The following is a 22,075-nucleotide window of genomic DNA, read 5'->3' on the forward strand; positions in this document are numbered from 1 at the left end:
TTGAATTGGCGGGAAGATTTAACAAATTTTACTTGTATTTAATGCATCAGGCTGACGGATACCCGGACCAGAATAAAAAGTAGGAAACCGTTCCTGTTCAGGTTGCGTCGGTGGGAAATACTAAAGCGTCAAAATTATGCTAAAAGCGGGCCTTCGAAATTTGCAACTCGCCATCCGGCTCAAACAAGCAAATTTCGAAAACTCAACGCATAATTTTGACGCTTAACTATTTCCAACACCTCCTACACATTCACTGGAACGGTTTCCTACTTTTTATTCCGTGTGTATCGAATGCCTGAAGAATTAAGTGCCGGAAGTGTAACCTTTGTGGTAACGGAAGGTTATGAAATACAACTATAAAAAATTTGAAATATTAGCGGATTTATAAGGATTATCGCTAATTTCTGTACTGTAGTGGCCGACACAAAGGTTACTGCTCCTGGTACTTAATTATTAACTTCCGCAACCAGTCACGACTTAAGTTAATACATTAAATATCAATTAAACACCTAATTTACAATATGATATCCCCGGTTTTCTCCCCTGTATTCATATCATAAGCTTCAATAATATTTCCACTGATCACATACAGTGTATCTTCTATATATATTCCACGGACACCCTGCGAAGTATTTCCATTGATGTCTTCTTTTAGAATTGTGTCGAATTTCTTTTCTTTTTCGTTATAGGTCAGCAGGCAGTATATTTCTCCATTCTGGCTGTAACCAGAGAATCCGATTCGGTTTTTGGCCGCATCGACAAGAACTGATTTGTAATCGTATGCTGCATTTGTTCTATAAAGATCATCCAGAACAAGTGTGGCTTCTTCTTTGACATCTGCGCGGTCTAAAATATCAAACATGGTAACTTTCACACCTTCTGACATGCCAGATTCTTCATCTGTTGACATACCGATTCCAAGCAATTTATCCTCTCCGTAAAAATGCAGGTATTCCGAGAATCCCGGAATCTTTAACTTACCGAGAATCTTAGGTTTTTCTGGATCAGACAGATCTACGCTGAATAACGGATCTACCTGCTCGTATGTCACAAAATATCCGGTCTCTCCCATGAATCTTGCGGAATAGATGGACTCTCCTTTCGCCAGATTCTCAATAGAACTGATTTTGTCTAATTTTTTATCCAAGATTATTACCAGATTTTCATCATTATTGGTTGTAAATAATCTCAGATTCCCTTTGTATTCATCCAGAGAAAAGGTATCATTCAGGTATCCTTTTACTTTTCCCTGCGCTACAGCCTTTAGTTTCCCTTTCGTATAAGAAATCTTTCTAAGGGTTGTTACAGTCTGATTCTCCTGCTGCCATTCTGATTCGTAATAATAAATGTTCTTTCCACTGACATACATCTTCCCTCCCCCAGAAAGAACTGCTTTATTATCTACTGTCTCATCCGGTTTACTGATATCCACAGAGCTGATTACTTCGTACATCGTTCCGCAGTTCACCGGCGGCAGACAGATGCTGGCCTGGCTCATCTCTTTATCATTCACAAGCGGTACATAAGTTAGCGGTTTCTCTTTTACCATATCACTGCCTGTATAATATTCACTGAACAGATACAGATACCCATCCGCCATACGGGAAGAATGATAAGTGCCACTCTGTGTGACTTCGCCTTCTTTGACCGGCTTTTGTATATTTTCTATATTATAAGTAACCGCTGCTGTATTCGATTGATTCCAGTTATCTGTGTTCACCTGCTTCTTACTATTCTTATCCGTGCAGTCTTTCTGACATACAACAATTAATTTTCTCTGTTCTGTATTTACATAAAATTCCTGGATATTATACTCTTCTCCCAGTGTAATTTCGTTATATTTTTTTAATCCATTCCTGACATCTACAATGTCGATCGTCCGTCCATTGTCTTCTCTCACATACAGGTATGTTCCATCTGTTTTAGCAATGTCACCCTCGTCTACGCCGGATTGACGGATATTGGTCTGTGAATAGTTCCCTTTTGCAGCCGTTGTTGCAATACCAGTATCTGTTGCAGAAGCTGTCGATGAAGGTGCTGTTGATTTTGCTATTGAAGACTCTGTTGATTTTGCTGTTGAAGCAGAATCCTGTACATCGATCTCATTCCCGCCTCTTGCATACATTGCTATGCCGGAATTATCCTGTGCGCGTTTGATATATTTATAGATTTCATCATAACTTCGGGCTGCCCGGATTTTTTTACTGTTACTGATCTTATTTTCTGTATTGCTATTTCCTGCACTGCTGCCTGCATTGCTACCTGACACACCTGAAGAATTTATCACTCCATTATGCATCCTTCCATACTGCCACACTACAGTTCCCGCCACGACCGCCACACAGGCTGCCGCTACAAGTCCGATCTGGTACGGGCGGAAATGCTTCTTTTGCTTTTTATTCTCTAATAATTTTGCTATGTTTTCCGGCTTCAGACGATTCAGAACTTCTGTATCTTCCGACATTTGTAAAATCTGGTCTACTATATTCTGTTCACAGTATTCATTCTGTTTTTTCCCATTTTTCTGATACTCTTCAGAACCTGTCTCTTTTTTATACCCGGTTTTCTCATATTCATTCTCACGCTTCATACATTTTTCACTCCCTTCTACCGCATCATATGTTCTCTGTATCCGTCCAGCACACATTCCATCTTCCTTAGTGCCCGGCTGCGCTTCGACCGCACCGTATTCGGATTCAGTTTCATCATCTCTCCAATCTCCTGGCTGCAATATCCACCGAATACAGATAGACCCACTAAGATCTGTTCCTCTTCAGACAATACGAAAAAAGCCTTCCTTACATCAATCGCCAGATCATAATCCGGTAACGTGGACTGCTCTGGAAATTCTTCTTCTCTTTCCGAAGATTCTTTCGAAACTTTCTTCCATTTCTTCTTACATTTATTGGTAAGAATCGTAAAAATCCAGCTGCGGAATGCTTCTTCTTTTTTTAATTTATGTATATTCTCGTAAGCTGTAACGACCGCTTCACTTACTGCATCTTCTGCTTCCTGCGGGTCCTTCATCAGGCACAGTGCATAACGGTACAGATCGCGGTAGGCAGCCTCATACATTTCCGAGAATTTCTTTACACTGCATTTCATATCGTGCCCTCCCTCAGATATGAGTTTTTATAATTTTTTTGTTCTTATATATATTATCTATATATAAGAGTCTTTTGCTTCAAATTCTGTTGCATGTATCATATCATATTTTTTTGTTTATATTGGAGAGAAAAAAGGTTATTAAAATAATTCTAATTTATTTGTTCACTTTTTTATAAAGTTCAATCATTTCTTCTGCCAGAACCTTGAATACTTCCGTACTCATCATCTGGTCTTCCGCATGTGCAAGGATGAGGCTCATCTTCACGTCTTCACCGACCACTTCTTTCTGCACCAGATCTGTATGTGGTTCATTGCTCTGGCTTAAGAGTTCGTCGCCCTACTTGATCAGTTCTTCACGAACACATGCCAATCTTCAGGACCTGCCACTGACAGCTTCTTTCGAATGCACTGGCAATAAAAAACACTCCGAAAGGTCACCTAAACCTTCCCGGAGTGCTTTTTTGTCCGCATCTGTAATTTATACTATTATTTACTGCCTATCCTCTATAATAATTGATCAGACATCCTTTCAGGATGATCTCTCTTTCCGCATCGGTCATATCACCAAGCTTCAGCGTGATCTCTTTCAAAGAATCTCCAACCACATAAGCCTTGATCTCGGCATTCTTATCTTCCACTGCTTTTCTGATCTCTGGCACGAAGATATAGTCACCGTTACGGAAGCTTAAGTTCTCGTGATCTTCCTCCGTGATAAATGGAAGCATACCCCAGTTGATTAGGTTCGAACGATATCTCTTGGTTGCATATTCGTTCGCAATATTTGCCCAGCCGCCGAGTACCTTCTGACAGGATGCTGCCTGCTCTCTTGCAGAACCATCTCCCGGTTTTACTGCAAAGATCGTACTTCCGATTCCGAGATTACCTTTTCCTGTCTCCGGATATGTCTCGTGGATCTTATCCATAACCGGTTTCAGTTCATCTAATACTTCTAACGGACACTGTCCTGCTTCAATTGCTTTTTCAGCTTTCTGTACTTCCTTCGCACGGCCTACATAAGCAGGATCTTTTCTGGACAATGCAAATTCTGCAAGTCCCAGAGGGTTGGATCTATAAGAAGAGGTCTCACCGGATGGAATCAGTTCATCTGTTGTGGTGACCGGATCATGGATCTCAGATACCACTTTCAGAAGTAAGTTTTCCGGAAGTGCTGCCATTGCAGGCCAGTCTTTGATATTTGGTCCGAACTTGATCTCTACCGACGGATCTGCTACACCATGGCTGTCGAAGACACGGTTCGCATAAATGTTCTTATCAAAATGATAAGTCTGTCCTTTATATTCCACATCCAGGTCAGTTGCAGGTGTAAGGAATCCCTTATTCGCTGCTGTTGCTGCGATGGAACGTGCATCCATAAGTGCAACCGATGCGATCTGTCCGCTCTGAAGTTTGGATCCTTCACGGTTCGGGAAGTTTCTGGTTGAGTGACGGATCGAGAATGCGTTGTTTGCAGGGGTATCTCCGGCACCGAAGCATGGTCCGCAGAATGCCGTCTTCACGATCGTTCCTGCTTCCATAAGGTCAGCAACTGCTCCGTTCTTCACAAGTTCCATGTAGATCGGTGTACTTGCAGGATATACACTGAATGTAAACTCATCGGAACCGATATAATGTCCTTTGATGATATCTGCTGCTGCACAGATATTTTCAAATCCGCCGCCGGCACATCCTGCGATGATTCCCTGATCCACATATAACTGCCCATTTACAATCTTATCCTGCAGAGAATAGTCAACTGCTCCGTCGAGACTTACCAGTGCTTTCTGTTCTACATCATGAAGGATGTCTTTTAAGTTGGTTCTCACTTCATCGATCGTGTATACATTAGACGGATGGAATGGCATTGCGATCATTGGTTTGATCTCACTTAAGTTTACATATACCATACCGTCATAGTAAGCAACATCTCCCGGGTTGAGTTCTTTGTAATCTTCACTTCTTCCATGAATGTCATAGAATTCTTTGATCTTATCATCGGTCTTCCAGATGGATGACAGGCAGGTCGTCTCTGTCGTCATAACATCAATACCGATACGGAAGTCCGCACTTAACTTACTCACACCAGGTCCTACGAATTCCATCACTTTATTGTTAACATAGCCATTGCCGAATGTCGCACCGATGATCGCAAGTGCCACGTCCTGTGGTCCGACACCTTTCATCGGCTCACCGTCTAAGTAGATTCCGACTACCCCCGGCATCTTAATATCATATGTCTTATTCAGAAGCTGTTTTACAAGCTCCGGTCCGCCTTCTCCCATAGCCATGGTTCCAAGTGCACCATAACGTGTGTGGCTGTCTGATCCTAAGATCATCTTACCGCCGCCAGCCAGCATCTCACGGGCAAACTGGTGGATGACTGCCTGATGAGGCGGTACATAGACTCCGCCATATTTTTTCGCGCAGGTGAGACCGAACATGTGATCATCTTCGTTGATCGTTCCTCCGACTGCACAAAGAGAGTTATGACAGTTCGTAAGTACATAAGGGATCGGAAATTTCTCAAGCCCTGAAGCCCTGGCTGTCTGAATAATTCCAACGAATGTAATGTCATGAGATGTCAGCTTATCGAATTTGATCTGCAGACGCTCCATATTTTCCGAGGTATTATGCGCTGCCAGAATGTTATATGCCATTGTATTCTTTGCAGCTTCCTGTGGAGTCACATCTTTACCTGTCTTTGCAGCAACTGCTTCTTTTTCTTCCACAATCTCTGTTCCATTCAGTAAATAGACTCCCTTGTCATATAATTTCAGCATGTTTTGTCCTCCTACTATCGTATTATGAATATATTAAAATGTCTGAGTCCAGACATCTGCTAACCTGATTATTCTTTCATATATTTCATATGATCTGCTACCATCATGGCAATCTTGAATGTCAGTGCATCGTCAAATACACGCACATCCAGTCCTGTTTTCTTCTGAATCTTCTCCAGACGGTACACCAGTGTATTTCTATGCACATACAGACGCCTTGCCGTCTCTGATATATTCAGGTTATTATCGAAGAATGTATAAACAGTCGTCAGTTCTTCTTCTTCGAAAATATCGGCCTTGCCAGCTTCGAATACTTCATTCAGGAACATCTCGCAGAGTGATGCCGGAAGCTGATGGATCAGCCGTCCGATTCCGAGTTCATTGTATGCAAGGATCTTCTTCTCTGTATAAAACACTCTTCCGACTTCCAAAGCCATATCTGCTTCTTTGTATGATCTGGATACATCCTTTAATTCTTCTACAATTGTTCCATATGCCGCTCTTACACTTACCATGGCTTCCATATTCAGCGTCGTGACCAGCTCTTTGGCGATCTGTTCTACCTGCGGATAGCTGTCGGTAGACTGCAGTGACTTCACAAGAATAATATGTTTTTCATCAATTGCCGTTACGAAATCCTTTGTTCCCGTCGCATACAGACCTTTCAGAGTTTCCTGTACCAGGACATCTCCTTCATTCTTCGGTTCGATCACGAATACGACTCTCTTGAGTTCTGCCGGAATCTTCATCTTCTTTGCCTGATTATAGATATCAACCAGAAGCAGATTATCCAGAAGCAGATTCTGAATAAACCGGTTCTTATCCATCCGTTCTTTGTATACATAAAGAAGATTCCGAAGCTGACTGGCTCCCATACGTCCTGCCAGTTCCATGCCGTCTGCATTTCCATGCAGCATCAATACATATACCGGATCACTGTCTTCATAGATGCGGAACATTCCCATCTCATCTAAGATCATCTCTTCCGGTTCTTCTTCGTCATCACGGAAATCCTGGATCTGGATCTCATACCCGGTCAGAGTCTCATTCGTCCTTACGAGACAGAATCCCTGCATATCCCATATTGCACAGTCAAATCCTGTAATCTCCCTGATATCCTGTGCTGTTTTGTGTAATATCTGATTTGATAACACGCATTGTCCTCCATTTCCTATCCGCAATGCTGTTCTTCGTGTTCTTTTGCATACTTGTATACATTTTAGCACGCTAACGAACTGCATTACGAATACATTATAGCAGATAATCATGCTTTAACAAAGCAAAATTTTATTGTCTGCAAAAAAAACGAAAAGACCGGACGCTTTCTTACGCCCGGTCCTCTTATATTCATCTGTTTTTTACGATAATTGCGGCTCTTATACCAAGCCTTCATTACAGACTAGTTTGTGATTGTAACCTGTGTCTCTTTGTCAAAGATATGGATCTTCTCAGCATCCAGAGCAAATTGAACAATATCACCTGTTCTTGCTGTTGTTCTAGGATCCACTCTTGCTGTCATGCTTGATCCTTCATAATCGAAGTATAAGAATACTTCTGCACCGAGCATCTCATATACACGGATCTTTGCTTCGATTACTGTATTTGGAGAAGTTTCGATGAACATCTGCTCATCGTGCACGTCTTCCGGACGGATTCCGAGAACAACTGTCTTTCCTTCATATCCGCCATCGATCAGCTTCTTAGCTTTTGCCGGTGGAAGCTCGATCTCTGAAGGTCCTGCTACCAGGTATACTTTATTTCCGACTACTTTACATTTCGCATCAACAAAGTTCATCTGTGGTGATCCGATGAATCCGGCTACGAACTGGTTGCATGGATAATCGTACAGGGTCTGTGGTGTATCTACCTGCTGAACAATACCTGCATTCATAACTACGATTCTGGTTCCCAGTGTCATAGCTTCTGTCTGGTCATGTGTTACATAGATGATGGTTGTACCTAATCTCTGGTGCAGTTTAGAGATCTCGATACGCATCTGTCCACGGAGTTTTGCATCCAGGTTTGAAAGAGGCTCGTCCATAAGGAATACCTTTGGATCACGAACGATCGCACGTCCCATAGCAACACGCTGTCTCTGTCCACCGGAAAGAGCTTTTGGTTTACGGTCAAGCAGTGGTTCCAGATCCAGGATCTTAGCTGCCTCACGAACCATTTTGTCGATCTGGTCCTTTGGTACTTTTCTTAACTTCAGACCAAATGCCATGTTGTCATATACTGTCATATGTGGATACAGAGCGTAGTTCTGGAATACCATTGCGATATCTCTGTCTTTTGGCTCTACGTCATTTACTACTTTGTCCCCGATCTTCAGTTCTCCGGAAGTAATATCTTCCAGACCGGCGATCATACGGAGTGTTGTAGATTTACCACATCCGGATGGTCCTACGAAAATGATAAATTCTTTATCTTCAATCTCAAGGTTGAAGTCTTTTACTGCTTCAAATCCATTTGGATAAGTTTTGTTAATGTGTTTTAATGATAAACTTGCCATTGTTATAATCCTCCTGATTTATAATCGTTTTATTTCATTTTGTTACCTGTTTCGTTCTGATAAAAAGTATATAAAAAAAGTTCAACCTGGGTAATACCCAAGTTGAACAATCTTTTTTTCATTTTCTATACAAGTTGACGAACGGAACGTTATTTAAGGTCAAGGTGTCTGTAACAGTGCCTGATAGACGTCTCTTTTCCCTATGCCTCTGTCCTTTGCCACCTGTTTCATCGCGGATTTCTTATCCATGCCCTGTCCGAGATAGAGTTCCATATGCTCTTCCATGCTCATCTCTTCCCATCTGGCCTTTTCTTCACTCCGGATCTCTTCCCTGCTTTTTCCTTCGATCACCATGACGCATTCTCCCTTCGGCTCCTGTACGTCATAATATGCCAGTGCGTCTTCTATCGTTGTTGCAAATACCGTCTCATGCTTCTTTGTCAGTTCCCGGCAGATACTGATGCGTCTGTTACCAAGCGTCTCCCGAAGCGTCTTCAACGTGCGGACCAGTCTGTGCGGTGCTTCGTAGATCACCATTGTTCTTGTCTCATCTTTCAGTTCATTCAAGACAGCCTGTCTCTCCTTCTTATCCGTCGGAAGAAATGCTTCAAATGCGAATCTTCTCGTTCCAAGCCCGGATATCGTAAGCGCCGTCACACATGCGCAGGCTCCCGGAACAGCTGTAACCGTGATCCCGGCCTCCTGGCACATCTTTACCAGTTCTTCTCCCGGATCAGAGATTCCCGGCATACCTGCATCGGTGATCACTGCAATATCTTCACCATTCTGCAGGCGTTCCACAAGTTTGTGTCCTTTTTCAATCTTATTATATTCATGATAGCTGGTCATCGGTGTCTTAATCTCAAAATGATTCAGAAGCTTGATACTGTTCCTGGTATCTTCTGCCGCGATCAGATCTGCTTCTTTCAAAATCCGCACCGCCCGGAAGGTCATATCTTCCAGATTTCCTATCGGTGTCGCACATAAGTACAATGTTCCTGCCATCTCTTACTCCTCCATCTTATGCTCGCTCTTGTTCATCCCGTACATCTCAAGCAGTTCTTCTGTATAACTTCCATCCTTCTGATATACGATCAGTGGCGGCTCCACCTGCATTCTCGGATTTCCGCCTTTCATACCCTCGATCAGAACCATATTCGGTTCTTTGTCTATATGCGGATATACCAGCCGCATACGTTTTGGCTCGATTCCGTATGCGCACATCTTTGTCATGATCTCCGGAAGCCGGAATGGCCTGTGGACCATGTAAAACCTTCCTTTGACCTTCAATAGTTTCGCACTTTCTCTTAATATATCATCCAACGTGCAGAGTGCCTCATGTCTGGCAATATACAATGCTGTATTCTGATTCTTCAGTCCGTGGTCTCCGATCATGTACGGGGGATTGGTCGTAATAACTCCAAAAGAGGCGGCTCCGAATATGGATGCTGCCTCCTTGATATCTCCCGTTACAATGTCGATCCTCTCTTCCAGTCCGTTATGGCTGACGCTGCGCCTTGCCATATCTGCGCTCTCCTCCTGGATCTCCAGTCCTGTATAATGCAGGCCCGGATATTTAGCTTCCAGAAGAATCGGAAGAATCCCCGTTCCTGTTCCGAGATCCAGTGCTTTTTCGTGCTTTTTCACATTTGCAAATGCGGACAAAAGCACCGCATCCATTCCAAAACAGAACCGTCCCGGACTCTGGATGATCTCGTATCCTCTGATCTGCAGGTCATCCAGTCTTTCATTCGGAAGTAATTTAGTCATCATTTAACTTTGACGCTCCGTTCTTTTCTTCTAACGCCTTCAGTTCCTTCATCTCTTCTTTGGAAAGTCTTACGTCTTTCTTCTTACGTCTCGGCTTGAATCTCAGTTCTGCTGCCGGATACTCACGGATCTCTTTCTCGTCATTATCCAGTGTTACAACAACTTTCACCAGCTGACGGAGTACGTTAACAGACTGGACATCTCCTCTTAAGCCTTCCGGTGTTGTGACATGATCACCATTTGCCGGAAGATGGCTGTTCAGTTCTTCGTATGTCTCCTCTTCATTCGTCAGACAGCACATCAGTCTTCCGCAGACACCCGAGATCTTCGTCGGATTCAGTGAAAGGTTCTGCTCTTTTGCCATCTTGATCGATACCGGTGCGAACTCGGATAGATACGTATGACAGCAAAGTGGTCTGCCACAGATCCCGATCCCTCCGCGGATCTTCGTCTCATCACGCACACCGATCTGTCTTAACTCGATTCTTGTACGGAATACACTTGCCAGATCCTTTACCAGCTCGCGGAAATCGATTCGTCCGTCTGCAGTAAAATAGAACAGCACCTTATTATTGTCAAATGTATATTCTGCATCGATCAGCTTCATCTCCAGCCCGTGCTTATGGATCTTCTCCAGGCAGATCTTGAATGCTTCTTTTTCTTTTTCTTTGTTCTTTTCTTCTTTTTTCTTATCTTCGTCCGTTGCAAGACGGATCACGGATTTTAACGGCTGTGTGATCTTATCGTCTTCCACTTCCTTCGGTCCGGTGACTACAGAACCAAATTCCACTCCTCTTGCAGTCTCAACGATAACCTTATCGCCCGTCTCTACCTCCAGTTTTCCCGGCGAAAAGAAATAGATCTTTCCGGCGGTTCTGAATCTAACGCCTATTACCTTCGTCATATGATTAGTTCTCCTTTATGGTCAGGAACAAAAGCTCCATAACCAGATCAAAGTTAACATTCGCTTTCAGTCTGGCTTTCGCTTTCTCAAGGCTCTCCAGGATCAGTTCAATTCCTTCATAAGAGCTTTTTCTCGCCTGTTCTTTTATACTCTGTAACTGGTCTTTGAATACGACCTTGTCAATCTCTTTTGTTGCTTTATACAGTAAGACATCTCTGTACCAGATCATGATAATATCCAGATAATCCGTGATCTCTAATTTATATACAGATATATTCTTAACCGCAGCAACAATCTCACTCAGTTCCATATCATGGATATGCTTCAGGAGCTGTACCGCTTCCTCTCTGATCTCATTAAAATGCTCCGAATTCGCCAGCATGATCGCGCGTCCAACATTTCCCTGGGCAAATGCGGTACACATATCTGCTTTGTAATCTGGTATCTCCAGATTCTCCATCAGATACTTTCTGATCAGTGTATCTTTGATGTTACGCAGCTTCAGCATAACACATCTGGAGTTGATCGTCGGAAGTAACATCTCTGCATTCTCCGTCAGCAGTAAAAATACCGCATATGCCGGCGGCTCCTCGATTGTCTTCAGAATTGCATTTTGTGCCTGAGGTGTCATCAGATCTGCCTGAGGGATAATATATACTTTGTATGGTCCCTGATACGGCTTGATATCCACGGTATTGTTCACCTGTGTACGGATATCATCTACACTGATGCTGTTCGGCTTCTCATGTGTTACACGGATAATATCCGGATGGTTTCCGCTCTCTGCCTGCCTGCAGGAATGACATTTCCCGCAAGGTTCACTGTTCCCGCTCTCACACAAAAGAGTCGTTGCGAACAGATTCGCCAGCATCCTCTTACCGGAACCTCTCTCCCCATTCAGAATATACGCATGCGACACTCTGTTATTCTCCACTGCGCTACTGATATATTTTAATATGTCTTTGTGACCAACCACATCTTTAAAGCTTCCCATCTCGTATTACCTCTACTATCTCTTCCTTACATCGTACTTTATCGTCATTCTGATATCTTCTTGTAATTCCTGCTGCCGCAAGATTCTCTTCTGAGAAATCCTTCTGATCTGCCAGAAATCTTCTGCAGACTTCTTCGTATCCCGGATGTTCCTGCTGCCGCTCTCTTGCGATCGCACGCATCAGGCGTTCCCCGTCTTCCACTTCAATATAAAGCGGAACCAGATTCTCCTGTCCATAATACGCTTTCATCTTCATATAAGATTCCAGCGTACCGATCATCAGATAATCAGACCCGGCCAGATGAATCTGTCCATCATCTATTGTAGCATATTTCCAGTCACCATACACGGTCTGATAGGTACGAAGTTCAATTATTTTGCCTTCTTCTCCATATTGTTCTAATATTTCGTTCGAAACAAAATAATATTCCACGCCGTCTTTTTCACCTTCCCGCATCGGTCTGGTCGTATATAATGTCAGCGTCTTCAGCTCGGGAAGCTCTTTTCTGATCTCTTTATAGACCGTATCCTTACCGGAAGAACTCTTTCCCATCATGTAAAATATCTTACCCATCTATCCATACCTCTATGCTATCTTCTGATTGCAGTCCTTCAATTGAAAAATCGTGTTCCTGATACCAGCAGAGAATCTCCACCGCTTCCTGCGTAATGCGTTCTCCCGGAACGATCAGCGGACTTCCCGGCGGATAGAGGTACGCATATTCCAGGGAAATGCATCCGGCGCTGTCCTTGAAATTTCGTTTTTCCATCTTGCCTGGGTTCACCAAATACAGGATGTCTTCTGAATCCTTCTGGTGGTTCTGGTTCTGCATCTTATCTCTGCACTTCACTGCCTTCGCGATCGTCCACACCTTTTCCAGTGACGGCTGTCTTCCGGAAAGCGGGAGATCCGTGTCGGTCATTTGCATCGGTTTCTGCTCCTGCCCGGCATCTTCCTGTCCGGATCCTGACTTTAACTTTGTATCGATCTCAGCATCAATTGCAAGCAATGCATCCCGCAATCTGTCCAACCCTTCCTGCGTATCCCCTACCGTCGTCATTGCCAGGACATAGGTTCCGGCAAGCATCTCCATCTGCAAGTGATAATCACGAAGCAGTCTTTCATACAATTCATGACTGGACATCGGGGCATGCTTTACAGAGATCACAAATTTAGACCTGTCATATCTGTCTGTATTCTCCGTCCGGATAATCTTCAGATACTTCAGTTTCTTCAATTCTTCCCGCAGGGTATCGATATGTGCCGCATATTCTTTGAAAATACTGCACTTCTGCAGTTGTGTCTCTTCCAGCAGATGAATACACGCATCGATACTTGCCATCAGTATGTACGACGGACTGCTCGTCTGCAGCATATCCAGATACCGCTTTACTTTCCTGCGGTTCACCCGCTCCCCGTTCACATGCAGCAACGCTGTCTGCGTCAGGGCCGGAAGCGTCTTATGAAGACTGTTGATCACAAGATCTGCGCCATACATATTCGCACTCTCCGGGAAATACGGATCAAAGCCAAAATGTGCTCCATGTGCTTCATCTACGATCAGCAGACATCCCGCTTCATGTACAATCTCTGCAATCTTTTCGATGTCCGACACCACGCCGTCATAGGTCGGTGATACGATCATCACCGCACGAATCTTTGGATGTTCTTCCAGTGCTTTCTGCACATCTTCTGCATCGATCTCTGTACTCAGTCCCAGTTCTGTATCAAACTTTGGATAAAGATAGACCGGATCCAGTTCATTCAGATATATCGCATGATACACAGACTTATGACAATTTCTTGCCACAAGTATGGAATCCCCTTTTTCAGTTGTTCCTAATATTGCACTCAAGATTCCGACGGTACTTCCGTTAACAAGAAAATGTGTCTCATCAGCATGGTACACCTCTGCCGCTCTTTCCTGCGCTTCTTTCAAAATTCCTTCTGCATGATGCAGGTCATCAAAGCCATCGATCTCTGTAATATCGATCCTATACGGAGAGGTCCCGTCCATCAGATCCAGATTCCTTTTATGGCCCGGCATGTGGAATGCGTAGTAGTCGGAATCACTGTAATTCTTTAGTTTATTAAATATATTATACATGCATATATTTTAACAAAATAACATTATATTATCAAGCCATAAACTCCCGCAGAATCTGGCGTATCATCTCGTCCTTTGCAAGCTCCTCCGGTGCATCTTTCTGTTCTTCCGCTTCCGGGCTTTTACTTCCGTCCATACCGGCAAGTCCTGCCGATGCTTTTGCCAGATTTTTTGCGGTATTTTGAGTCCGTTCTCTCCGTCTGTTCTCACGCTGCATATGGACTACACTGTGATCCGGTACCGAGGCAGGTGTCTCTTCTGTTCCGGCTTCCGTCTCCTGTACTTCATCCCTTTGTATCTCATCCTTTTGTATTTCGTCTTTTTGTATTTTATCCTTCTGTATTTCCTCTTCCGCCGGTCCGTTTTCTATGTTTACACGCACGGTCCGCTCCTTCTGATTCATCTTTTCATACTTGCGGAGACATACATTTTCCAGATAATCAACCATGTAATTCTTCGCCATCTCCATACAGTAATTCTCGTCCGTTGTCAGATGGAACAGCCACACCAGGATTCCGAGTCCGCAACCGGCAGCGCCCATCCGCAACGCTTCGTCTCCCATTCCATAGACCTGACAGGTAATTCCCGCTCCCGCAAGTCCGGTTACGATCAGAAGACCGGAACACATCTTTTCCAGTCTCCGGAGCGAATGCAGACGTAATCCACATACTTTGTATTCGTACAGATATTTATCCACAAATACTCCTACATTTTCCACCGTGTCACTGATCATACATGCATGTTCGAATTTCGCCCGGACCAGGCGCATCAACGGATGATTGCTTTTGCTCATACTTCCCGCCGCCTCTATCATACGTTTCATCGTCATACTCACGATACACTTGTCTGCCACTCCAAGTCCGGTCAGCATCCCCATAAGCACAAACAACAACTTCTTGTCCAATAACATTTCCAGCATAATAATAGCCCTCCTTTTTGATATGCATTATACTGTATATCAAAGAGAAGGGCGCTTTATTTCGTTCTTCCTATTCTGCACGGGAAATGCTGCTTTCTGTCACTTTCGTGCATATCCTGTAACATTCTGTACTGCGCAGGTCATCCCGTTATCTTAGATCATCGGAAGCAATTCTTTCATAAGCCTTACACTGTGGGCGATTGCTTTCTTTTCGAATGTCGGATAGTCCATTGTCGCACTATTGTCGGCTTTATCCGAAATAGCACGGATAATGACATACGAAACTTTGTTCAGGTAAGCGGCCTGTGCGATTCCGGCACCTTCCATCTCTACACACATCGGGTGGAATAATGACACGATTCTTTCTTTCACTTCCTTATCGGAAATGAACTGGTCCCCGCTCGCCACTCTTCCTGTAAATGTATGAATATCCGGGTTCGCTTTTTCATTCGCTGCTACCGCCTTCTTCACAAGCTCCTTGTCTGCCGGGAATGACAATGTATCCATTCTCGGAATCTGTCCTGCCGGATCACCGAATACAGTCGCATCCATATCATGATGCAGTGCATCCGTGGAAATGACCATGTCGCCAATATCAATCTGTGCATCAAGCGAGCCGGCAATACCGGTATTAATCAATGTATCTGCTCCGAATTGACTCACCAGAATCTGTGCACAGATTCCTGCATTGACCTTACCGATTCCGCTTCTTACGATTACAACATCTTTTCCGCCGAGTGTTCCCTTGCAGAATACCATACCTGCCATCTCCACGGTCTCTTCGATCTGCATATCTTTCTTCAGTTCTGCAACTTCTTCTTCCATTGCGCCGATAATACCTATCATATATTTATATCCTCCTGTGTTTCACGAATTTACCTATGCCTTATTATAGACGATAGGAAAATGGATTTCAACCGACGAAATGTATGGATAATTTGATGGTTTTCTGTTATAATCGGGAAGTATGGCAGTCAACAGATTTTCTGTCTGTTGATACCGAATCATGTAAAACTATGCAAGAACATTAGCAGGAGGTAATAGATATGGATTACAAACCAACCGGAGTCTGTTCTCGTCTCATTCACGTAGAACTTGACGGAGATAAAATTGCTAACGTAGAATTCGTAGGCGGATGTGCCGGTAACACATCCGGAATCAGCAGCCTTGTTAAAGGAATGGATGCACACGAAGTCATCAAGCGCCTGGAAGGAACCAGATGTGGTGAAAGACCGACATCTTGTCCTGACCAGTTATCCAAAGCTTTAAGACAGGCACTTGGCGAATAATAGGCCAGCAGCTAATCTGAATAACGCAGACACAAAAAAGGATACTCGTCCCCCGACCGGGAGACTTGTATCCTTTTTCATTTTGGTGATTTTTTAATTTTGGTATTTTTTTCTCTTTTTTTCACACCCTGCTTTTCCCTCGTCAAAACTTCCGTTGACTGGTTACGAATAAATAATTATTAATAGTTACATTGTTTCTTTCATTGTATTTTCTAATTATTATTCGCTCCTACATATTGTGCACTTACTTTTTGATGAATTTATTTATGGTTTTTTTATTGTCGTCTTCTTTTTATTTACATTACCTTATGGTTTGCTTTGTCTGTTTTACCTGTTTCATTCAGCTGTAATCTTCACTTTATCCCAACTACTGTTTGACTGTCATGGTCTGCATGGTTTCTAGTTTTTCCGTCCACTTCTTTACTTTAATCTCTTCATCTTTTGATTTGTAATCTTTTTGTTTTGCTCTTCTTTTTTTAGTCTTATGTTCTTATCCTTCTATGCTTTTTGAGGATTGTTAGTCGATGTAAATTCCATCAGTAAAGGAACTGCTCATATCGCTGTTAGCAACATGTGTGCAACGTACGCGGTAGTAATAACCACCGTCAACGTAAAGCGTTCTGTTGGACATGGCTCTGTTGGTATTTTTGTTTTCCTTATGCCAATTATCATAATATGACCATTCTGTATCTTCTTCTTTGGCTCTTTCTACTATTACTGCAATTTGCACACTTTTTACTACCTGTGCTGCTATTGTTGTTCCACCGGCATAAATCTTTCCTTTTCCAAGCTTTGTACACTTGGAATAACCGGTTAACAGGTCTTCACCTCTGGTAATCTTTGTATCATACCCTATTGACTCTTCCTCATGCGTCAACTCCGAACCGTCTATCACTTTACCCTCTGCGGCTCTCGCCTCCTGCATGGATGCCATCGACAATCCTCCGACCAGCATTGCGGTCAGACATACAGACACGATTTTCTTCTTCATATCTCACCTCCATTCGTACTTTTTTCTACCCTCATATATTAATACACATAATTTTTCAAAAACTGTCGCTTTTTATTGTGGAAAAATTAAATTATTTAATATTTTTTCAAAATCCTGCTGCTTCATCGTTCCTGTTAACAGATACTCAGTATTATCATATTCAAATCTCGCATCCCATCTCGGCAATCCTTTTTGATTTGGCTTATACTTAGTAATCTCTATCTTACACCCATAAATTTTTTTGGAATATTCTTTATCAATCGGATCCTCAAAATCAATTCCCCATGAGCCGTCTCTATATGGAACATTTATACAATATGCTATTGTTTTATTATTATAATAATAGTACATATCTGCCATCTGTTTCTCTTTATCCAATTCCATCGAGTCAAAGCGCATCTCAGGCAAACATATAGATATTTTAACCACATCTGTATCAAATTTATCTCTTATTTCCTGATATGCCTTTTCCTCTTCTTCACCTTCTATCATTTTTATCTTATGGCTCGTACTTGATTTCTCAACCTCTCTATCCCCAACATTCTGCGTCATCATCCGCACGATCCTCTCCGGACCTCCCATACTGGTAATCCCCATTGCCAGCACACAGACAATAACTGCTGCCAGTGCGAGATATATTTTCAAAGGCTTCTTTTTACGGCGGACTTTCTTTCCGGAAAGTTCCTCCGGATCCTTTTGTCCGATCCCTGCCTTCAGCATCTTGCGTCCCAACTCCAGAGCCTCGCGATCTTCTTCAGAGAGATGGTTAATTGCTTCTTCTCTTTCTTCTGTTTCTTTCCTGGTCTGCTCCATCTCATATGCACGGATCTGTTCTCTTACTCTTGCGAGGACAGCTTCCTTTGTCCCTTCAGGCACGACAAGACTGGTGTCATTTTCCAGAAATTCTTCTTCCTCTCTGGCAATCTCTTCAAATTCTCTGGCAATGCATTCTTTAAATTCGTCTTTCTTATCATTCATTTTACTACCCTCAAATTTTTGACTGGTCTGTAAATTTCTCCATAGTTTTGCCACTTGACCTATTTCTTTCAGAAAGTATAATATAGATATAATCTTTATTATATTTTATGTATGCAAGAATAATACATATTCAAGTCTGGAGGTAATTATGAAACGTATTATCTTAACCGGTGGCGGTACTGCCGGGCATGTTACACCTAACATTGCTCTTCTGCCACGCCTGAAAGAATTAAACTATGATATTCACTATATAGGTTCTTATAATGGAATTGAAAAAGAACTGATTGAACAGTTCGGTATTCCGTATCACGGAATCTCAACCGGTAAACTCCGCCGCTACTTCAGCGTGCAGAACTTTACGGATCCGTTCCGTGTGATCAAAGGACTCGGCGAAGCCAAAAAACTTGTGAAGATCCTTCATCCTGATGTCATCTTCTCCAAAGGAGGCTTCGTATCCGTTCCTGTTGTTCTTGCCGGTAAAAGCCGTCATGTTCCGACCATTATCCATGAGTCTGACATGACACCGGGACTTGCTAATAAGATTTCCATGCCATCGGCATCAAAAATCTGCTGTAACTTCCCGGAAACCATCGAGCATCTTCCTGCCGGAAAGGCTGTTCTCACAGGCTCTCCGATTCGTCAGGAACTGTTATCTGGTGATAAATATAAGGCATTGGAATTTCTGCACTTCACTCAGGACAAACCAGTGATCATGGTCGTTGGCGGAAGTCTTGGTTCTGTTGCCGTCAACGATGCTGTCCGCAGTGTCCTTCCTGAATTGCTTCAGTCTTTCCAGGTAGTTCATCTCTGTGGTAAGGGAAAAATCGATGAATCTTTGAAAGACCTGGAAGGTTATGCTCAGTTCGAATATATCAAAGACGAACTGAAGGACCTCTTCGCTCTGACAGATCTTGTTATTTCAAGAGCCGGAGCCAATGCGATCTGCGAACTTCTTGCACTGCACAAACCGAATCTTCTGATTCCACTTTCTGCAAATGCAAGTCGTGGTGACCAGATCCTGAACGCCCGTTCTTTCGAACGTCAGGGATACAGTATTGTTCTGGAAGAAGAGGAACTGAATCATGATGTCCTCCTGAAAGCAATCACGGACCTTTATCAGAACCGTGAGACGTACATTCAGGCAATGAAAAATTCTCCTCAGCAGAATTCCATCGATACCATTATCGATCTGATCGAATCTGTTGTCAGACACTGATCTGCATTTATCTCTGTAATACATAAAAAACAGGTGGTTGTACTTCCACCTGTTTTTTATGTATTGTGTAAGCGGTCATACTCATCTTTGTACCTTTTTATCATCCATTTTCTTGCTCTTTTCAGCATACCTTCCAATGCATATAATGTAACGCCCATCTGCTTAGCGGCTTCCTTCTGCGGCATATCTACATAATATACAAGTGTCACTGCCTGATACCATCTGGCCTTTTTCTGATACAGTTCCCGGAATATATCAATTCCGAGTTTGCGGAAACCTTGTTCCTTGAGCATCGCTATCACATACTCTTCTGAACTGTCATCAACCAGAGCGTCCGGATAGTTCTCTTCCGACATCGTTATTTCCTCTAACGACACTTCGCGTTTATGGTCTCTTATATAATTCATGGCTCTGTACTTTGCAAGCATCAGCATCCATGCTTTGATCTGCTGCTTGGATTCATTTCCATTCTGTACATATGCCATGAAGAAGGCATCCTGCGCAATTTCTTCTGCTACGTGATGGTTTCCAGAGTATCTGAGTGCCTCCCTGTATACAACGTCAAAGTATTCGCTATATGCATCCACAAAAGCACTTTCCCCTGTAAACTCTCTTCCCACTTTACGCTCCTACCTTTTATCTACTTAATCTTTGATAAAACATCTTCTTTTTCTTCTTCTGTCAACTCATGCATCGTCCATCCAAGTCCGACTTTGTCATCTTTATGTCTCGGGATCATGTGTACATGATAATGAAATACTGTCTGTCCGGCAGCTTCACCGTTATTCTGGACAATATTGTAACCATCGCAGCCCAGTGCTTTTGTGAGCTTTGTGATCATTTTTTTCGCAAGGATCATTGACTTTCCTGCAAGTTCATCATCAATCTCATACAGATTGGCATAATGCTCTTTTGGCAGGATCAGTGCGTGGCCTTTTGCTGCCGGATTGGCATCCAGGATCACACGGAAATCTTCATCCTCATACACAGTCGCTGTCGGAATGTCTCCATTCGCCAGTTTACAAAAAATACAATTCTCATCCTTCATAATCTTATCCTTCTTTCTTTTAAAATTTATGATTGATTATTTAAACCGCCAATGCTAAACTGATACCTCAGAAAGGGGCGATAATTATTATGTTATCATCGACAGACCATGACAAATTACAACAGATTATGCAGGAAAATCCTGAAAACGAAGCACTTATAAACCGGCTTTTAACCTCTCATCAGATGGAGATCAGTACCATAAGTCACGAGATCCGTAATCCTCTGACACTGGTTTACAGTACACTTCAGCTTATCGAATCACAACATCCGGAAGTCCTTACATTTTCCCATTGGACGGAACTGCATCAGGATATCGAATACATGAAATTTCTCCTGGAGGATCTGTCTTCTTACAATAACGGAGAACGTCTGGAACTTACCCCGGTAAGTGCAAGCACATATTTCCGCAGGATTGCTTTATCCTTCGCTGCTTCTATTGTTGATACAGATATCGAATTTGTTTCCCGTATTCCCGAGGATCTCCCGGAAATATCTGCAGATCCCGTAAAGCTCCGTCAGGCAGTTCTGAATCTTCTTCGCAATGCCTGCGATGCACTGAACAAAAAGGCTCCTGATTCCCAGAAGCCGGTCATTACATTCTCTGTCAGTCTCCAGACAGATTCTCTGCATATCGGGGTCAGGGACAACGGTTGCGGTATCGCTCCCGAAGATCAGAAGACTATCTTCGAGCCATTTGTCACTCACAAACCGGACGGGACCGGTCTTGGACTTGCAATCACCCGCCGGATCATCCAGGCTCATCACGGAACAATTGCGTTCAACTCCGTCTTACATAACGGAACCACGTTTACCCTTACGCTTCCGGTACAGTAATACTCCCATCAGGAAGCCGGCTGCCAGGCCTCCGATGTGTGCCATATTGTCTACGCCGCCACTGGTAAATCCATAATATAATGTCAGCACAACCATAAACACTAATCCTTTGCCGGATATCTCTCCTATCCTTCCCCGGTTACGGATCGCCACATACAGAAGTGCACCGATAATTCCGAAGATTGCACCGGATGCGCCTGCCGATACTGCCATACTTCCTGTCAGTATGTCCCACCATGCAGACAGGATATTCCCTGCAAGGCCGCTTACAAAATATACGATGAGGAACTTTATCTTTCCTATCTCAAGTTCCAGATTCCACCCCATCGCTACAAGCACAACCATATTATTGAAAAGATGATCGTATCCGAAGTGGAGAAACATACTCGTAAACAGCCGGTAATACTCTCCGTTCTTTATCAGATATGGAACATACATTGCCCCATGCTGTAACATGAATCTTCCATCCTCCGTCATTCCCTGAAATGACAGTACCAGAAAGACTATTACATTCACAACTGCCAGTAATACAGTACATGGTGCTTTTATTGTGTTCTTATTCATCTTCTATCGTCCGTTACCTTTCAATCTATTCATTTTCTGTCTTTATCAGTATAACATAGAT

The 22,075-nt window shown here is 43.1% G+C and carries 21 protein-coding genes and 1 pseudogene; 3 read left to right on the forward strand and 19 right to left on the reverse strand.

The features are described from left to right. Window positions 1–514: 514 nt before the first annotated feature. The 14 genes and pseudogenes from GT508_RS01870 to GT508_RS01935 all read right to left on the reverse strand — a co-directional run bounded on the left by GT508_RS01870 (window position 515) and on the right by GT508_RS01935 (window position 15,938). A complete protein-coding gene (locus GT508_RS01870) occupies window positions 515–2,590 on the reverse strand; it encodes a beta-propeller domain-containing protein (protein ID WP_161143454.1) in 2,076 nt (691 codons plus the stop codon). A gap of 17 nt (window positions 2,591–2,607) precedes the next feature. Next, window positions 2,608–3,105 carry an RNA polymerase sigma factor gene (locus GT508_RS01875; protein WP_161143455.1) on the reverse strand — a complete coding sequence of 166 codons (498 nt, stop codon included), beginning with the start codon at window positions 3,103–3,105 and terminating at the stop codon, window positions 2,608–2,610. 157 nt (window positions 3,106–3,262) lie between these two features. Further along, window positions 3,263–3,430 (reverse strand): annotated as a pseudogene (locus tag GT508_RS01880) (PTS lactose/cellobiose transporter subunit IIA); the annotation flags it as partial. Window positions 3,431–3,605: 175 nt separating this feature from the next. Beyond that, entirely contained in the window at window positions 3,606–5,885 is a 2,280-nt protein-coding gene (locus GT508_RS01885; RefSeq protein WP_161143456.1) for a hydratase, read from the reverse strand. A 68-nt stretch (window positions 5,886–5,953) separates the two neighbouring features. After that, window positions 5,954–7,039: a PucR family transcriptional regulator gene (locus tag GT508_RS01890; protein ID WP_161143457.1), complete on the reverse strand. Its 1,086-nt coding sequence runs from the start codon at window positions 7,037–7,039 to the stop codon at window positions 5,954–5,956. 245 nt (window positions 7,040–7,284) lie between these two features. Then, window positions 7,285–8,397, reverse strand: a complete 1,113-nt coding sequence (locus GT508_RS01895) for an ABC transporter ATP-binding protein (RefSeq protein ID WP_161143458.1) — start codon at window positions 8,395–8,397, stop codon at window positions 7,285–7,287. 159 nt (window positions 8,398–8,556) lie between these two features. Then, window positions 8,557–9,402: a 16S rRNA (cytidine(1402)-2'-O)-methyltransferase gene (gene rsmI, locus GT508_RS01900; protein WP_161143459.1), complete on the reverse strand. Its 846-nt coding sequence runs from the start codon at window positions 9,400–9,402 to the stop codon at window positions 8,557–8,559. Between the two features lie 3 nt (window positions 9,403–9,405). Beyond that, entirely contained in the window at window positions 9,406–10,170 is a 765-nt protein-coding gene (locus GT508_RS01905) for a tRNA1(Val) (adenine(37)-N6)-methyltransferase (RefSeq protein WP_028087024.1), read from the reverse strand. After that, window positions 10,160–11,071: a PSP1 domain-containing protein gene (locus GT508_RS01910; RefSeq protein ID WP_055283355.1), complete on the reverse strand. Its 912-nt coding sequence runs from the start codon at window positions 11,069–11,071 to the stop codon at window positions 10,160–10,162. Before GT508_RS01910 ends, GT508_RS01905 begins: the two co-directional genes overlap by 11 nt. A 4-nt stretch (window positions 11,072–11,075) precedes the next feature. Then, on the reverse strand, window positions 11,076–12,065 hold the full coding sequence (holB, locus tag GT508_RS01915) for a DNA polymerase III subunit delta' (RefSeq protein WP_055283354.1): 990 nt from the start codon (window positions 12,063–12,065) through the stop codon (window positions 11,076–11,078). Beyond that, window positions 12,052–12,639: a guanylate kinase gene (locus tag GT508_RS01920; protein ID WP_161143460.1), complete on the reverse strand. Its 588-nt coding sequence runs from the start codon at window positions 12,637–12,639 to the stop codon at window positions 12,052–12,054. The genes holB and GT508_RS01920 overlap by 14 nt, the downstream gene beginning before the upstream one ends. Beyond that, window positions 12,632–14,173, reverse strand: coding sequence for an aminotransferase class I/II-fold pyridoxal phosphate-dependent enzyme (locus tag GT508_RS01925; RefSeq protein ID WP_161143461.1), 1,542 nt, complete (start codon window positions 14,171–14,173; stop codon window positions 12,632–12,634). The genes GT508_RS01920 and GT508_RS01925 overlap by 8 nt, the downstream gene beginning before the upstream one ends. Before the next feature lie 31 nt (window positions 14,174–14,204). Continuing rightward, a complete protein-coding gene (locus GT508_RS01930) occupies window positions 14,205–15,092 on the reverse strand; it encodes a hypothetical protein (protein WP_161143462.1) in 888 nt (295 codons plus the stop codon). Between the two features lie 153 nt (window positions 15,093–15,245). Next, entirely contained in the window at window positions 15,246–15,938 is a 693-nt protein-coding gene (locus GT508_RS01935; RefSeq protein WP_055283346.1) for a 5'-methylthioadenosine/adenosylhomocysteine nucleosidase, read from the reverse strand. A 200-nt stretch (window positions 15,939–16,138) separates the two neighbouring features. Between GT508_RS01935 and GT508_RS01940 the strand changes: the two genes are divergently transcribed. Continuing rightward, window positions 16,139–16,381: a TIGR03905 family TSCPD domain-containing protein gene (locus GT508_RS01940; RefSeq protein ID WP_028087031.1), complete on the forward strand. Its 243-nt coding sequence runs from the start codon at window positions 16,139–16,141 to the stop codon at window positions 16,379–16,381. 517 nt (window positions 16,382–16,898) lie between these two features. On the opposite strand, the gene GT508_RS01945 is transcribed toward GT508_RS01940, so the two are convergent. Next, window positions 16,899–17,372, reverse strand: a complete 474-nt coding sequence (locus tag GT508_RS01945) for a hypothetical protein (RefSeq protein ID WP_161143463.1) — start codon at window positions 17,370–17,372, stop codon at window positions 16,899–16,901. A 72-nt stretch (window positions 17,373–17,444) separates the two neighbouring features. Then, window positions 17,445–18,350 (reverse strand): DUF4367 domain-containing protein, encoded by a 906-nt coding sequence (locus GT508_RS01950; RefSeq protein ID WP_161143464.1) that lies wholly within the window; start codon window positions 18,348–18,350, stop codon window positions 17,445–17,447. A gap of 148 nt (window positions 18,351–18,498) precedes the next feature. Between GT508_RS01950 and GT508_RS01955 the strand changes: the two genes are divergently transcribed. Then, window positions 18,499–19,566, forward strand: a complete 1,068-nt coding sequence (locus GT508_RS01955) for an undecaprenyldiphospho-muramoylpentapeptide beta-N-acetylglucosaminyltransferase (RefSeq protein WP_161143465.1) — start codon at window positions 18,499–18,501, stop codon at window positions 19,564–19,566. A 56-nt stretch (window positions 19,567–19,622) separates the two neighbouring features. On the opposite strand, the gene GT508_RS01960 is transcribed toward GT508_RS01955, so the two are convergent. Both GT508_RS01960 and GT508_RS01965 read right to left on the reverse strand, forming a co-directional pair. Further along, window positions 19,623–20,186, reverse strand: a complete 564-nt coding sequence (locus GT508_RS01960; RefSeq protein ID WP_117597654.1) for an RNA polymerase sigma factor — start codon at window positions 20,184–20,186, stop codon at window positions 19,623–19,625. Between the two features lie 20 nt (window positions 20,187–20,206). After that, on the reverse strand, window positions 20,207–20,617 hold the full coding sequence (locus tag GT508_RS01965) for an HIT family protein (RefSeq protein WP_262568955.1): 411 nt from the start codon (window positions 20,615–20,617) through the stop codon (window positions 20,207–20,209). Window positions 20,618–20,703: 86 nt separating this feature from the next. On the opposite strand from GT508_RS01965, the gene GT508_RS01970 reads away from it, so the two are divergent. Next, the gene (locus tag GT508_RS01970; protein ID WP_117597655.1) at window positions 20,704–21,450 is read left to right on the forward strand and encodes a sensor histidine kinase; all 747 of its coding nucleotides are present in this window, start codon (window positions 20,704–20,706) and stop codon (window positions 21,448–21,450) included. Here the strand turns inward: GT508_RS01970 and GT508_RS01975 are convergent. Further along, window positions 21,406–22,014, reverse strand: a complete 609-nt coding sequence (locus GT508_RS01975) for a rhomboid family intramembrane serine protease (RefSeq protein ID WP_118224996.1) — start codon at window positions 22,012–22,014, stop codon at window positions 21,406–21,408. The two genes, GT508_RS01970 and GT508_RS01975, sit on opposite strands and share 45 nt — an antisense overlap. Window positions 22,015–22,075: the final 61 nt, after the last annotated feature.

It is taken from the genome of Dorea sp. BIOML-A1, from assembly GCF_009875615.1.
GTDB classification, from domain to species: domain Bacteria; phylum Bacillota; class Clostridia; order Lachnospirales; family Lachnospiraceae; genus Dorea_A; species Dorea_A amylophila.